This is a genomic window from Nitrososphaerales archaeon (assembly GCA_025058425.1).
GTDB lineage: Archaea > Thermoproteota > Nitrososphaeria > Nitrososphaerales > JANXEG01 > JANXEG01.
The window spans coordinates 1-13,387 of sequence record JANXEG010000001.1 but is presented as its reverse complement, the minus strand read 5'-3'; the positions used below and the strand labels follow the sequence as shown (position 1 = coordinate 13,387).

General features: G+C 40.5%; 13 protein-coding genes. 9 read left to right on the top strand and 4 right to left on the bottom strand.

The annotated features are described in order from the left end of the window. On the bottom strand, nucleotides 1-930 hold the full coding sequence (locus NZ896_00065; protein MCS7115851.1) for an MBL fold metallo-hydrolase: 930 nt from the start codon (nucleotides 928-930) through the stop codon (nucleotides 1-3). A 182-nt stretch (nucleotides 931-1,112) separates the two neighbouring features. On the opposite strand from NZ896_00065, the gene NZ896_00060 reads away from it, so the two are divergent. The 3 genes from NZ896_00060 to glnA all read left to right on the top strand — a co-directional run bounded on the left by NZ896_00060 (nucleotide 1,113) and on the right by glnA (nucleotide 3,945). After that, nucleotides 1,113-1,721 carry a superoxide dismutase gene (locus NZ896_00060; GenBank protein MCS7115850.1) on the top strand — a complete coding sequence of 203 codons (609 nt, stop codon included), beginning with the start codon at nucleotides 1,113-1,115 and terminating at the stop codon, nucleotides 1,719-1,721. A 147-nt stretch (nucleotides 1,722-1,868) separates the two neighbouring features. Next, on the top strand, nucleotides 1,869-2,360 hold the full coding sequence (locus NZ896_00055) for an Lrp/AsnC family transcriptional regulator (GenBank protein MCS7115849.1): 492 nt from the start codon (nucleotides 1,869-1,871) through the stop codon (nucleotides 2,358-2,360). A 115-nt stretch (nucleotides 2,361-2,475) separates the two neighbouring features. Continuing rightward, nucleotides 2,476-3,945 (top strand): type I glutamate--ammonia ligase, encoded by a 1,470-nt coding sequence (gene glnA, locus NZ896_00050; protein MCS7115848.1) that lies wholly within the window; start codon nucleotides 2,476-2,478, stop codon nucleotides 3,943-3,945. A 149-nt stretch (nucleotides 3,946-4,094) separates the two neighbouring features. Here glnA and NZ896_00045 read toward each other — a convergent pair whose 3' ends face one another. Both NZ896_00045 and NZ896_00040 read right to left on the bottom strand, forming a co-directional pair. Then, nucleotides 4,095-5,666 carry a DNA topoisomerase I gene (locus NZ896_00045; protein ID MCS7115847.1) on the bottom strand — a complete coding sequence of 524 codons (1,572 nt, stop codon included), beginning with the start codon at nucleotides 5,664-5,666 and terminating at the stop codon, nucleotides 4,095-4,097. A 155-nt stretch (nucleotides 5,667-5,821) separates the two neighbouring features. Then, entirely contained in the window at nucleotides 5,822-6,994 is a 1,173-nt protein-coding gene (locus NZ896_00040; GenBank protein MCS7115846.1) for a restriction endonuclease, read from the bottom strand. A gap of 162 nt (nucleotides 6,995-7,156) precedes the next feature. Between NZ896_00040 and twy1 the strand changes: the two genes are divergently transcribed. Then, nucleotides 7,157-8,155 (top strand): 4-demethylwyosine synthase TYW1, encoded by a 999-nt coding sequence (twy1, locus tag NZ896_00035; protein MCS7115845.1) that lies wholly within the window; start codon nucleotides 7,157-7,159, stop codon nucleotides 8,153-8,155. Nucleotides 8,156-8,283: 128 nt separating this feature from the next. Here the strand turns inward: twy1 and NZ896_00030 are convergent, their stop codons facing one another. Continuing rightward, a complete protein-coding gene (locus NZ896_00030) occupies nucleotides 8,284-9,411 on the bottom strand; it encodes a DUF763 domain-containing protein (GenBank protein ID MCS7115844.1) in 1,128 nt (375 codons plus the stop codon). A gap of 185 nt (nucleotides 9,412-9,596) precedes the next feature. Here NZ896_00030 and NZ896_00025 point away from each other — a divergent pair, with 185 nt between their 5' ends. The 5 genes from NZ896_00025 to NZ896_00005 all read left to right on the top strand — a co-directional run. Then, nucleotides 9,597-9,872, top strand: a complete 276-nt coding sequence (locus NZ896_00025) for a UPF0147 family protein (protein MCS7115843.1) — start codon at nucleotides 9,597-9,599, stop codon at nucleotides 9,870-9,872. 92 nt (nucleotides 9,873-9,964) lie between these two features. Further along, a complete protein-coding gene (locus NZ896_00020) occupies nucleotides 9,965-10,870 on the top strand; it encodes a hypothetical protein (GenBank protein MCS7115842.1) in 906 nt (301 codons plus the stop codon). Then, on the top strand, nucleotides 10,867-11,649 hold the full coding sequence (locus NZ896_00015) for a phosphopantothenate/pantothenate synthetase (GenBank protein MCS7115841.1): 783 nt from the start codon (nucleotides 10,867-10,869) through the stop codon (nucleotides 11,647-11,649). Before NZ896_00020 ends, NZ896_00015 begins: the two co-directional genes overlap by 4 nt. Nucleotides 11,650-11,655: 6 nt before the next feature. Continuing rightward, nucleotides 11,656-12,516, top strand: a complete 861-nt coding sequence (gene panB / locus NZ896_00010; protein ID MCS7115840.1) for a 3-methyl-2-oxobutanoate hydroxymethyltransferase — start codon at nucleotides 11,656-11,658, stop codon at nucleotides 12,514-12,516. Next, nucleotides 12,516-13,387: 2-dehydropantoate 2-reductase (locus NZ896_00005; protein ID MCS7115839.1), on the top strand; the 872-nt coding region annotated here is incomplete at its 3' end. The genes panB and NZ896_00005, both read left to right, overlap by 1 nt.

The following is a 13,387-nucleotide window of genomic DNA, read 5'->3' as shown; positions in this document are numbered from 1 at the left end:
TCAATGCCGAATTATACTTCTAACACTATAGGTAACTCCATCTGTAGATATGATGATCGTACCATCGAGATCGGTCCGATACACCCTTACACCTCTAGCTACCAACCTATTTATAATCTCTTTATGTGGATGTCCATAAGGATTATCTTTGCCCACGCTGATGATCGCGACTTCTGGCTTCACAGCATCTAGAAATTCTAAGGATGTGGATGTTCTACTACCGTGATGCCCGACCTTTAAAATATTACTCTTCACTTCTAACTGAGCGTCAAGGATGCTTCGCTCAGCATCCTTCTCCGCATCTCCGGTGAATAGAAAGCTTACCAAGTTGACCTGAAGTCTAACTACAATGCTGTTATCATTCGGATCTTTAAATGGTGGGGGTTGGGTTGGATTTAAAATCGTGATACAACTCATGTTGTCCAGCTCTATCCTCTGGCCCCTCTCAGCCTTTACAAAATTTCGTTTCTTAGCTAAGGCTATATACTCTTCATAAATCTTGGTATCTACTTTAAATCCAGAATCGTAAACCGTTATGATCGGATAGCCACGTAGATCGAACTCCTGCATAACTACGATCAACCCTCCGATATGATCTGCGTGTGGATGAGTAGCTATTATAATATCTATGCGGGTTATATTAAGGTGCAAGAGGTATCTTACAACATTCTCACCAGCAGACTTTGGGCCACCATCTATAAGCACATCCTTTCCTTGTGTGTCTATGAAGATCGAATCTCCTTGACCGACATCGATAAAATGAACGGTTACTTTACCGACTTGTAGCGAACTCGTAGAATTAGGTAGCGGCGTGGGTGTGATTGTAGAAGTTGAATCTGGTGAAGAAGGCTTTGTAGGGGTTAATAAATTAACGATAACGACGATCGTAAGGATCGTCACGATCGTACCCGCGATCACCTTCTTATTCATAAACCATCTTGTAAAACTATGATATCGAATCTTATAATTCCTTTTCTTTGGCCTTGTAAATTCGAATCTTTAGGGATATTTATACGGATGGTAACTTGATAACTGATAACCTTACTCTTTTAGCGCTATTGTAGAAAAACCAGTAAACTATATATGGTATGATTCTACAGAGAGATTGTCGTATGGAGAAATTTTATACCCTACCTAAACTGCCGTACGGGTACGGTGATTTAGCGCCTTACATGTCTGAGGAGCAATTAAGGATCCATCATACAAAGCATCATCAGGCTTATGTGAATGGTGCAAATACACTACTACAAAGGTTGGATAATGCGCGTAAAGAAAATATCGATATCGATATTAAAGCGACATTGAAGGAACTCTCATGGAATATAGGTGGACATGTTCTTCATTCGCTCTTCTGGGAGAATCTGGCCCCTCCGGGCAAGGGTGGCGGAAGGCCTGGTGGAGTACTTGGTGATTCCTTGGAAAGGGAGTTCGGAAGTTTTGAAAGGTTCAAGAAGGAGTTTACTCAAGCGGCTATTAGTGTTGAAGGCTCCGGTTGGGCTGCACTTACATACTGTATGCAAACCCAAAGACCGTTGATAATGCAGATCGAAAAGCACAATACCAATGTATATCCAATGTTCAGAATAGTGATGGTTCTAGATGTATTCGAGCATGCGTACTACATCGATTACAAGAATGATAGGGCAAAGTTCGTCGAAACCTTCTGGAATATCGTCAACTTCGATGAAGTTAATAGAAGACTTGAAAAGTTACTGAAATAATCACAACATCAATCATATTTTTATCCCATCTTTCTTTCTTTTTTGTTTTTTTAATTAATGCAATTCTCTTAATCATCGATGATGAAATTTTGGGTTTTTACAAATAAGTTCTAACGGCTCTTAAATCTTTTATGTTTATATATCTAGATGATATTCAAATATCTGGATACGTACATGCAAAGATCGGAATGTGATGAAATCGATATAAAGATTTTAAAAGAGTATCTGCGTGATGCCCGACAATCTTTTCGAGAGATCGCAAAAAAGCTCGGTCTCTCCGTAGGAACCGTTCTCAAAAGGACGAAGAAGCTGGAGGCGTTAGGCATTATAAAAGGGTACTCGGTGATCATCGATTATGAAAAGTTAGGTTACGAACTTACCGCCATAACGGAAGTTACAGTATCTAAAGGTAAGTTATTAGAGATGGAGGCTGAATTAGCTAAATTACCACATGCATGTGCAGTATATGATGTGACCGGTCTATCTGATGCAATGGTGATAGCCAAGTTCAAAAGTAGGCAAGAGTTAAGCGCATTTACCAAAAAGATCTTATCTATGCCATTTGTAGAGCGGACGAATACAAAAGTAGTTTTAACGATCATTAAAGAAGATTTTCGACTACCGTTGATCCATGAATAAATGTTATTTTCTTTTTACCATTCTTTAACATATGTTCAAAAAATTACGTAAAATATATATACATGTCCTCTTAAAGGATATGGTATAGTGATCCTCGCTATAGTTGGTGTATGGTATGCCATACGTAAGAAATCCGGAGGGTAGGTTGGTTCAAATAAAGAGAACCGCTCAAGAAGTAATGGATATCATCAAAAGAGAAGGTGTGAGATTCATCGATCTACAATTTACCGATCTGATTGGAAGATTTCATCACGTAACGGTACCATCATCGACATTTAAGATCGAGGTCTTTCGTTCCGGAATACCGAAGCTCGATGGTTCAGCGGTTAAAGGATTTACAGAAATTTACGAATCGGATATGGTTCTACTCCCAGATCCAACGACATTCGCTTTGATACCTTGGTCCTCTGAGAATTTAAAGGTTGCGAGGTTCATCTGTGATGTTTATTGGGGCTCCGATCGAGGTAGATTCTCCAGAGATCCAAGGCTCATCGCCCAGAGGGCTGAGCAGGCTATTCTCGAGCTAGGTTATGATTACTCTTATTGGGGTCCTGAGATCGAATTTTTCGTCTTCGATCGTGTTACTTGGGATACATTATCACCATATCGTGGCCAAACCTATGCGATCGAGTCTAAAGAAGGTGCGTGGAGTAGTGGAGGGGCTAATTATTTAACGAGATTTAGAGAGGGTTACTACTCTACACCCCCTCAAGATACACTCATGGATTTCCGGAATGAATGTACCAGATTGATGGAAGAGTACTTCGGTATGGCGGTTGAAGCGCACCATCACGAAGTAGCCACTGCAGGTCAGTGTGAGATCAACCTATGCTTCGATAACCTTGTAAATATGGCAGATAATGTCATGAGCTTTAAGTATGTGGTGAAGAATGTTGCACATTCGATAGGTAAGGTAGCGACATTTATGCCTAAACCTATCTATGGTGATAACGCTTCGGGTATGCATACTCATGTAAGTTTATGGAAGGGTAACGAAAATGTCTTTTACGATCCTAATGACGAATATGCCGAGCTCAGTCAGACTGCAAGGTACTTTGGAGGAGGGTTGATGGAGCATAGCAGAGCGTTGGCAGCGATCGTCGCACCCACGACAAACTCATATAAGAGGCTTGTACCGGGTTATGAAGCCCCCGTATACATCGCTTGGAGTATCGGGAATCGATCGGCGAGTATTAGGATCCCAATATATCGCAAAGGCGAAAGATTCGTAGATGAAAAGAGAATCGAATATAGACCTCCAGACCCATCTACCAACCCGTACCTCTGCTTCTCCGCTATAGTCGCTGCGGGTATAGATGGTATAAAGAAGAAGATCGATATGGGTGGTCCTATCGATGAGGATATATACAAGCTCACACCCGAGCGGAGAAAGCAGCTGGGTATCAAAGAGCTGCCTGGGAGCTTGAGAGAGGCGATAGAGTGTTTAGAGTGTGACCATGAGTTCTTAAGACCGATCTTTAGTAAAGATGCTATAGAGACGTACATCGAATTAAAGAAGAAAGAAGCCATGGAGGTGGATATGAGACCTCATCCTCACGAATTTTACTTATACTTTGATATTTAGGTTAGAATTTAACCCTATGATCAGACTTACAGCCTAATGAACCGCGTACTTAATCCAGATCTACTTAAGAATAAGGTAGCCCATAAACTTGAATTCTGATAAGAGATTCGCAGATTCAGCTAATTATAACACCAATCTTATATTAAAGGTCATTTAACTCTGATCAAAGGTACTTCGCTTTCAACCCACATGAACTTTCTTTGTAAAGACTTCGGATATATGCGCCTCCAATCCAATCCGACCTGTTTTGCCCAGTTATAATAAACTCTTGGATCGATGTAATTCTTAAGTGATGTATTTAGATTATACTCTCTAATCGCCTTTGCAAGTTCTAATTGAAGCCTGAGTTTTTCAATCCTTTGCTTCAATCTTTGTTTAGCTTTCTCAGTTTTAGGATTCGTTGATAAGAGTTTTGCGAGCCTCTCCTCTTTCTTTCTTATACTCTCTTCCCAATTCTTCGGTGGTGTCCGTTTATGATTACATTTTATAGCAGCTTCTAAATTGGCCAACTTTGCATAGTATAGTTTCACATATTCATCCTCATTCTTAATTTTATCATTTACTTTCTCAAGAAAGTCTTTAACGACCTTTGTTGCCAAATATGTACGAAAGACCTTTGCTGTGAGCCCTTTATCAAACCTTTTGAGAAAGTTATTAACTTTCTCAGATGTAATACCATCAAATATTAGATCCTGTGGTTTCTTATTCTTCATAAATTCTTTAAGATTCTCTACAAGTTGAGGATCGGGATTCTCTATAACTTTCTGCCATCTCACACAATCCTTTCCCAAAAAGTCAAACTCTATACTGTTGTTATGATTTAACTTTACATGCTCTACCCTTAATGTTGTAGCACCGACCGTATCGGCTTCATCTTTATCCTTCTCATCACCAACCCTCAAAGCCAACGTATCTATTAGGTAGCAAACGGTAGCTACTTTTCTTACACTCTTCTTCTTCGAATAGAGCATCTTCTTGATCGTACTCCTAATCTTATCGATCTTTTTATCCAACTTCGCTGCTGTGTCATACTTAAGATAATCTTGGTATTGTCTTAAAAACGATGATTCAGATAACCAGACATACTTGTTCTTACTCGGATTGATCTTATCGACCCACTTTGCCAACCACATACTCGTATGGTCATGCACTATACCGCCCCAATTCCCCTCTGGTATAGGTGCATCTTCTCCAAGATTTAGTATGATATCTTCTGGTTTGACCCTTTCTTTCCATCTGCCACGAAGAGGATGGTTGCCCCGACCCATAAATATACCGGGAGGTTCGACCATCCAATTCGAAACCTCCACCTTTATCCCATCGACTATAGCATAACCATACTTCGTCTTGAGCTCTTCACGCCTCCTCTTTCGCTCCTGAGTTAAACGCTTCTTCTCCTCCTTACTTAGAGACTCTTTCGCCCTCTTCTCTTCTTCGATCACTCTATAAAATTCAGACAGATCTATCTCATCTAACGTTACATCTCTATAAGCTGGTGGTAGATATGGTCTTAAAGATTCGAGAAAATTCTTCCGAAAAACCTCATCTTTCACGTAAGGCGTATCCTTCTTCTTCGCCCAAGCATATAGCATCTCCTCTGCCACTCGATCGAGCGTTAACCATTCGCCTCTTAAACCGACCTTTATACCCTTCGCTTCATACTCGGGTGGAAACGCTACTCCGTTATGTACAAGTGTCGTCCACCGTTTCTTCCTTGACATCACTTCTCACTGTACGAAATTGTTTCCTTCAGCATCGTGCTAAAAATTTTTCTTAAAAAACCTTTATACGAAAAGGTTTTGAAATAATTATTAATTGGCTAATACCGATGAAATAAGTAAAAGATTGCATATTTTATGGAAAAGTTGCGCAGATATTAAGGGTTTTTGCAAGTTTTACAATAATATTTCTTAAGGATCAAACCCTTTAGAATCACACACTCGCTACAAAGGTTCTTACCACATGATTCACAACGCCTCCAATGCTTTCTGCAGACGATACTTCCACAACCTTCACAGACTGCCATAGATGGGAGTTTACAGATCGAACAAAATTTCGATTCATCCAGCACCTCTTTTTTACTAGCTCCTTGAACGATCCTTCGATAGATCCTTTCTTTGGCTCTAAATGATGCTGAAATCATCGGGATATTGATGATCCTACAATCTAAGATTTGGGTATCTTTTACTAATGGTGTCAATACCTTAACCCCTCTAGCATGCTTATATTCAAAACGTAGGTTTTTAACAAGTTCTCGTTGGGCCAACCTTCTAGCATCGAATGGTGTAAGTTTAGGCCGATCGATGATCACATGATCAAAATCGTACTCTTTCTTTAGATCTGTCACACTTAACGATCTGGGCTCCAACTTTGAAAGATCGGCGATCCCTATACCCCTCGGTAGGAATGGTTGCACACCTTCGGCGATCGAATCGACGATATTTGAAAATATGGCATCGATCACCACGATACCCCTACTCTCTATATTCACTATATTCCCACTCAATTTATGTTGTGAGAAACAGTCATAACTCACAAAGTAGTACGGATAAAATTCTAACTTTAACTCTGCCAAATGAAGCTCCTTAGGATTTAAAAGGTGTTGAAGATTACTTATCTCATGCTTTGAAATTTTGATTTCTAATGCGTTATCAACTTTATCGCCTTGAATCCTGACCTCTTCGAGTTTGCGTTGTAGAGTTTCTAGGTCCCATAATTCGATCCCTAGAGCTTTCGCATGTGATTTGGCCTCGGATGTGAACCCTCCCGTAGAGACGAATATACCTTTCGTCAGCCCCAATGATCGGAGTTTATCATGAAAGTTTCTTAACTCCTTGATATCGATGGGTGATTTGACGTTTTTACATTCAATAGCGATCTTGATGGTACCGAAGACTTCAGTCTTCGATGCCAATACATCGATCTCATGTGATACATCGAATCTATCCTTAAGTCTACATCTAACCTCCGTATCAAAACCCCAATTGCGAAAGAGGTTCGCTACAGCATCCTCCAAAAGGGTGCCCTTTATCGATGCTGCACCGTTCAAATCTACTTTATCTTTACAAAGGTCGGTAATAAGTCTTTAAAGCTGAAACATGATGAAATTATGAAAGTAGAATGAAGTATGAGGAAGAAAGATTGATAAATGGTGAAGGTCTGATTTTAAATCGGATTTTGGCGAATATGGAGTAGGGAGTAAAACGCTGCCATGTTATCAAGATTAATAACTCTAGAGCCTGAAATTGAAGAGAGGTTAAGGAGAGCACACTATGGTATTTATAAGCATGGTGCTGTGGAGATCTGTAAATGGACAAAAGACTCTATAAAGGATAGAGGAGAGTGTTACAAGGGTAAATTTTATGGTATAGATACTCATCGTTGTATGCAATTTACACCTATGGCGGTATGGTGCCAACACAACTGCATCTTCTGTTGGCGCCCGATCAACTTCTTCAAGATGGAAGAGGTCAATGAAGATATGGTTTTGGAGCCGAAGGAACTTATCGATGGTTTGATGAAAGAGAGGTTAAGATTGCTTTCAGGCTTTGGTGGTGATGAATCTGTGAATAAAATGAAGTTGAAAGAGGCGCTTGTACCCACTCACTACGCGATTTCGCTTTCTGGTGAACCTACCATCTATCCAAAATTGCCCGAACTCATTCAATACCTGCATCGATCAAGGCAGACAAAATCGATATTTTTAGTTACGAATGGACAGGAACCAAGTATGCTTCGAAGGTTACAAAAAGAGAATTCTTTACCGACACAACTTTATCTATCGATGAATGCTTCAGATAAGAGGCAGTTCATAAAGATCCATCTACCTAAGTATAAGGATTGTTGGGAAAGGTTTCTTGAAAGTTTGAATGTAATTCGAGAGATCGATACCCGTACCGTGATTCGATTGACTTTGATTAGAGGTTACAATACCGATGAAGATTGCATCCTTAAGTTCTCAAAACTCATAGAAGCTGGCAATCCTCACTTTTTAGAGGTAAAGTCATATATGCATATAGGTTCATCCATACAGCGCCTTGACCATAATCATATGCTCAGCTTTAACGAAGTCTATGAATATAGTAAGAGGTTCACCTCCCTCTTATCTAACTTTAAGATCATTGATGAGGATAGAGCTTCACGTATAGTGTTATTACAAAACATGGAGCGTTATGTCGATGCCAAAATAATTAAGGATAAGAAAAATTAGAATCTTCTAAGAACCTTTGAATCACTCACAATAGCATCTATAAGCCGATGCTGCTAAGCTTCTTAAAACTGAACACGAAACAATCTAAAAGATATCGAGGACGATCTTCCGTAGTTGCATGGTCGAATTCATTGTAAAGCCCATCGTTCTACCAAGAGGTTGAGCCTTTTAAAGGCAGAAATCTTCTCTTCTCTCTTTATCTCCGAAGAATCTATCAGATCTTTAAGAAACCTAATACTTTCATCCATAATCTTCCTATTTACGGGAAATGGAACACCATCCTTACCACCGTGGGCGAAGCTGAATTTTACTGGATCACGCCAACTCGCCTTCTTTCCATAGATCAATTCAGATACTAAGGCTAGAGCCCTTACAGTCGCTGGACCCACGCCTCTAAATGCGATGAACTCTTCGTAATCGGTCGGTTGGTAATCGTACAATCTTTTAAATAGATCCCAGTTGAGATTTCTAGGCATCATGAAAGCCTCGTATTCTTCAGATAGAAAGGATTCACTGCTATTTAGCCATCGATCGAGGCTCGATCTACCGGCACTCAGCCTTCTAATAGATGATATGAGATTATGCGGATTCCCTCTTACCAGATCTACACATAACTTACGATTATCTTCAGCCTCTCTAGCGGTCATATTTAAAACTCTAGGCCTTACACAATCGCCTACGATTGCATCGTGAGGTTCGACGACAAAGTTATCGACATTCTTCGAATGCCAATGGTACCTCCTCGCTGTCTTATCAGCTTCACACAACCCCTGTTGAACCACAGCCCAGTCTCCAGTCTCAGATATGAAGAATGCGTGGTGATAGATCGGATAGCCCGCCTGTATAGCGGCTGTATCGACTTTGGCACACATTCTACTCGCATACTTCAATCGCTCTATCTTATCTGTAGTGAGCCCAAGAACTTCACCGATCTTATCGATCTCATTTGGAGTATTCTTAGAAGCACGGCCTTTACCACCAGCCATCATCACACCATGTCTTTCAAAGTTTAACACATCTCTTAATACCCCAGTCACCACGGTAGTCAAGCCTGAAGAATGCCAATCAAAACCGAGTACACAACCAAAGGCCTGAAACCAATATGGATCTGAAATGCGTAGAAGAATCTCATTCGGCCCATATTCTTCATTTATTATTCGCATGATTTCATCGGCCAAACGTTTCATACGTGAAATGAGCCATTGTGGTGCATGGCCGTAATGTAAAGGTAGAATGACATAACCGCTCTTCTTCAAACCGATCCTCTAAAATAAAAGGTCACATTTAACTTAAAGCTTTTTGGTATCGATGCAATATTCAACTTACTATTCGAACACTTTACATTATGCGACTCTTTGTTACTATAATATCTCGAGTTTTGGAAAAATTTTAAAATTGGTAATGTTGATGATTATGTTATTGGAGAAGAGGTGTATCGAGATTGTCTTCAAAGAAGCGGAAGGAAAATTTAGAAAAACTTGCGCGCGCCATTAGCACCCTTCAAACTATTACGGATAATGTTAATGTACCGAGAAATATTAGAAAGATCGTTAAAGAGTCTATTATGGTATTACAGGATGAAAAGTTGAGCCCCGCCGTTCGTGCAGCGAATGCTATTAGCATGCTCGATGAAATCGCTCAGGATCCAAATATGCCTTCATTTACACGTGTCACCCTCTGGTCTGCCGTATCGACATTAGAAGGTATTAAAGAGTAACTTTAAAGTAACTTTAAACTTGATTATTTTTCTTTATAGAACTATTAATTTTTCATAGAATATTTTAATAAAGTGTTAATTCTATAAACTTTATGATGAGAGTTGAGGCCTTCTCGCCAGCGCATATAACCGGATTCTTCGAAATTCATGATGAGCATAAAGATCCATTATATATGGGGTCTAAAGGTGCTGGCTTCAGCATCACTCAAGGTGTTACTACAAGAGTAAGTATTGAGAATTACCATAAACCTTCTTATGAGATAAGAATCAATGGATATCCAGTAAAATCGGCATGTGTATCGGAGCAGGTGTTACGGTCATTCTTAAAATTCGTTAAAGAGAATTATCGAATAATTGTAGATCATAGGATTGATGTACCGATTGGAGGGGGTTTCGGCTCGAGTGGCGCTGGTGGTCTGAGCCTCGCTCTTGCTTTGAATGAAGCTTTAGGTTTAGGGTTATCGAAGGTCGAAGCTGCGCAGATCGCACACATAGTTGAAGTAAAGTGTAAGACTGGTTTGGGTACTGTAATTGCAGAGTTGTACGGTGGATTGGAAGCAAGGTTGAAGCCAGGCGCTCCAGGTATTGGAGAGTTAAGAAAGATATCTGTAAATGGTGATTACTCCGTCGTATGCCTCAATTTTGGCTCGATTTCCACAAAAAAGATTCTAAGTGATCCTATATATCGAGCGAAGATCAACGGAATGGGCGGTCGACTCCTTCATGAATTCTTAGCACACCAATCGATCGAAAACTTTCTTAAACTCTCTCGAAAATTTACCGACCATGTAGATATGGTGACAGATAAAGTAAGGCGTGTGTTACAAGATGCGGATAGTAGAGGTTTCACTTGTGGTATGATGATGTTTGGTGAAGGGGTCTTTTCGATCGTGAATAATGATGTAAAGGATTTACTAAAGATATTTCATAAGTACTTGGATGCGAATGGTAGAGTGATCGTAACGAAGATCGATCATGAGGGTGCTAGACTCCTATGAACGAATCGTACGTTCCAGAGGGCCATCCGAGGGCAGAATCTTTAAAGATCCGTGAAAGGTTGGTCAAATATTTTAAGATCGGTGTGGTCGTGCCCGAAGGATTGATCGCACATGGGCGTGGAGAAGCCTTCGATTACATACTCGGTGAGAAGACGATACCCCCAGCCCTCGATGCGATCAGGGTAGCCGCAGCTACCCTTTTACTTGCGAAGTATCCAGTAATTTCGGTGAATGGTAATGTAGCTGCGTTGGTGGCTGAAGGAGTGGTGAAGTTGGCCAGAATTATAAATGGGAAGATCGAAGTAAATCTTTTCCATCGCACACTTGAAAGAGAGGTCATGATTCAGAAGATTTTGAAAGAAGCCGGGGCCGATGATGTTTTGGGTGTTGGTAGTAGAGCATCGGTAACGATACCGGAGTTAAGTAGTGAACGGAGGAGGGTAGATCCTGATGGTATCTTAAAGGCCGATGCCGTCCTTGTCCCTCTAGAGGATGGTGATCGCACCGAAGCTCTCGTGAAGATGGGAAAGGTCGTGATAGCGATCGATCTAAACCCCCTCTCACGCACCTCTAAAAGTGCTTCCATCACCATCGTTGACAACGTGGTTAGAGCCATACCAAAGCTGGTAGAGGAGGCTTCCAAACTTCGATCTGAGAGTAGAGAGAATCTTCAACGGATCGTCGAAGGGTTCGATAATAGAAAGAATCTTAGCTTATGTGTTGAAATAATAATCCAATATCTCTCAAAATTTTATGAAAGGGATACTTCTCAGAGATGATACGAAATGTCGATCGTAAAGAAGGTTACCACTTTAGAATTACTGAAGATGAAGGAGGAGAAGAAGAAGATCGTCGTGATCACCGCCTACGATTATCCTACTGGATTACTGGCAGATAGAGCGGGTGTAGATATTATTTTAGTGGGAGACTCTGCAGGCATGGTGGTCCTAGGTTATGAAAATACATTGCCGGTAACGATGGATGAGATGTTAACCTTTTGTAAAGCGGCCTCTAGAGGTGTGAAAAGAGCGTTCATCGTAGCCGATATGCCCTTCATGTCTTATCAGGTCAGTAAGGAGAAAGCGGTACGAAATGCGGGTCGTTTTATAAAGGAAGGTGGTGCCGATGGGGTGAAGTTGGAGGGAGGGGTTGAAATTAAGGATACGGTAGAGGCGATCGTTAAAGCGGGCATACCTGTAATGGGCCATATAGGCTTCACACCACAGAGCGTACATAAACTGGGTGGTTACAGGGCGCAGGGGAGGAGTTGTGAAGAAGCATTAAAGATTGTGAGAGATGCCTACGCATTGGTGGATGCTGGAGTATTTTCGATAGTGTTGGAGTTTATGATGAGCGAAGTCGCAGAATTTATCACCCGTGAAGTTAAAGTACCTACGATCGGTATCGGAGCAGGGCCTTACTGTGATGGTCAAGTCTTGGTCTTTCATGATGCTCTGGGGCTCTATGAACGGTTCACACCGAGATTTGTGAAGCAGTACGTTAAGCTCTCTGAAATTATATTGGATGCTCTGCAAAGGTATAGTGATGAAGTAAGGCTTGGAACCTTCCCTGAAGATAAACATACGTTTCATATGAGTGATGAAGAGTATAAAAAGTTCCTCGAGGCCCTGGCAAGGGTGAAGTGATGAGAATTGCGATTCTCGGTGCTGGCGCTATAGGATGTCTATTTGCAGCACTCCTTACCGAAGGTGGCGAGCATGTAACTCTTATAGATAGAAGATTTGAAAGGGCTAAGTTGATCAGTGAGGAAGGTTTGAAGATTTATGGAGTGAGTGGTGAAAGGATCATTAGAGTAGATGTAGTAACCGATCCTCGGATGGTGAAAGGGCCAGATTTGGTGATTGTAGCAGTTAAATCTTACGATACAGATACGGCTATAGAGCGTATATTACCTATAATCCATGAGAAGACTGTTATTTTAACTTTACAAAATGGTTTGGGGAATGTGGAGAAGATTGTGAGTAAAGTTGGTATAGAGCATGTGTTAGCTGGTGTTACTACTGAAGCATCTACTGTGATTAACTATGGTGAAATTTATCACGCAGCCAAAGGGATAACGATAATTGGTGAATTAAATGGTAACATTACAGAGAGGGTTCAAAATATCGTGAATATATTCAATCGATCTAATATTGAAGCGAAAGTAAGTTTTAATATTCAAAGCGCTATATGGGAGAAGGTATTGATAAATGTAGGGATTAATGCTCTATCAGCTATTACTGGTATGAGAAATGGTGAGTTATTAAATGTGCCAGAGATTAAAGAGATAATGATCGAAGCTGTAAAGGAAGGATTAAGAGTAACGAAAGTTATTGGAGTTAAATTAGAGAATGATGTTATAAAATCTATGTTAAGTGTAGCAGAGAGGACAAGATTGAATAAATCATCGATGCTTCAAGATATTGAAAGAGGTTCTAAAACAGAGATCGATTCGCTCAATGGGGCAATTGTAAGATTAGGACATATTTATGGTATACCTACTCCCATTAACGATGC

Bases quoted from the DNA above. Each gene is read 5' to 3' on its own strand.
- twy1 (MCS7115845.1), top strand. From the start codon at position 7,157: ATGTTATCAAGATTAATAACTCTAGAGCCTGAAATTGAAGAGAGGTTA.
- NZ896_00065 (MCS7115851.1), bottom strand. From the start codon at position 930: ATGAATAAGAAGGTGATCGCGGGTACGATCGTGACGATCCTTACGATC.
- glnA (MCS7115848.1), top strand. From the start codon at position 2,476: ATGCCATACGTAAGAAATCCGGAGGGTAGGTTGGTTCAAATAAAGAGA.
- NZ896_00015 (MCS7115841.1), top strand. From the start codon at position 10,867: ATGAACGAATCGTACGTTCCAGAGGGCCATCCGAGGGCAGAATCTTTA.
- panB (MCS7115840.1), top strand. From the start codon at position 11,656: ATGTCGATCGTAAAGAAGGTTACCACTTTAGAATTACTGAAGATGAAG.
- NZ896_00045 (MCS7115847.1), bottom strand. From the start codon at position 5,666: ATGTCAAGGAAGAAACGGTGGACGACACTTGTACATAACGGAGTAGCG.
- NZ896_00055 (MCS7115849.1), top strand. From the start codon at position 1,869: ATGATATTCAAATATCTGGATACGTACATGCAAAGATCGGAATGTGAT.
- NZ896_00060 (MCS7115850.1), top strand. From the start codon at position 1,113: ATGGAGAAATTTTATACCCTACCTAAACTGCCGTACGGGTACGGTGAT.
- NZ896_00020 (MCS7115842.1), top strand. From the start codon at position 9,965: ATGATGAGAGTTGAGGCCTTCTCGCCAGCGCATATAACCGGATTCTTC.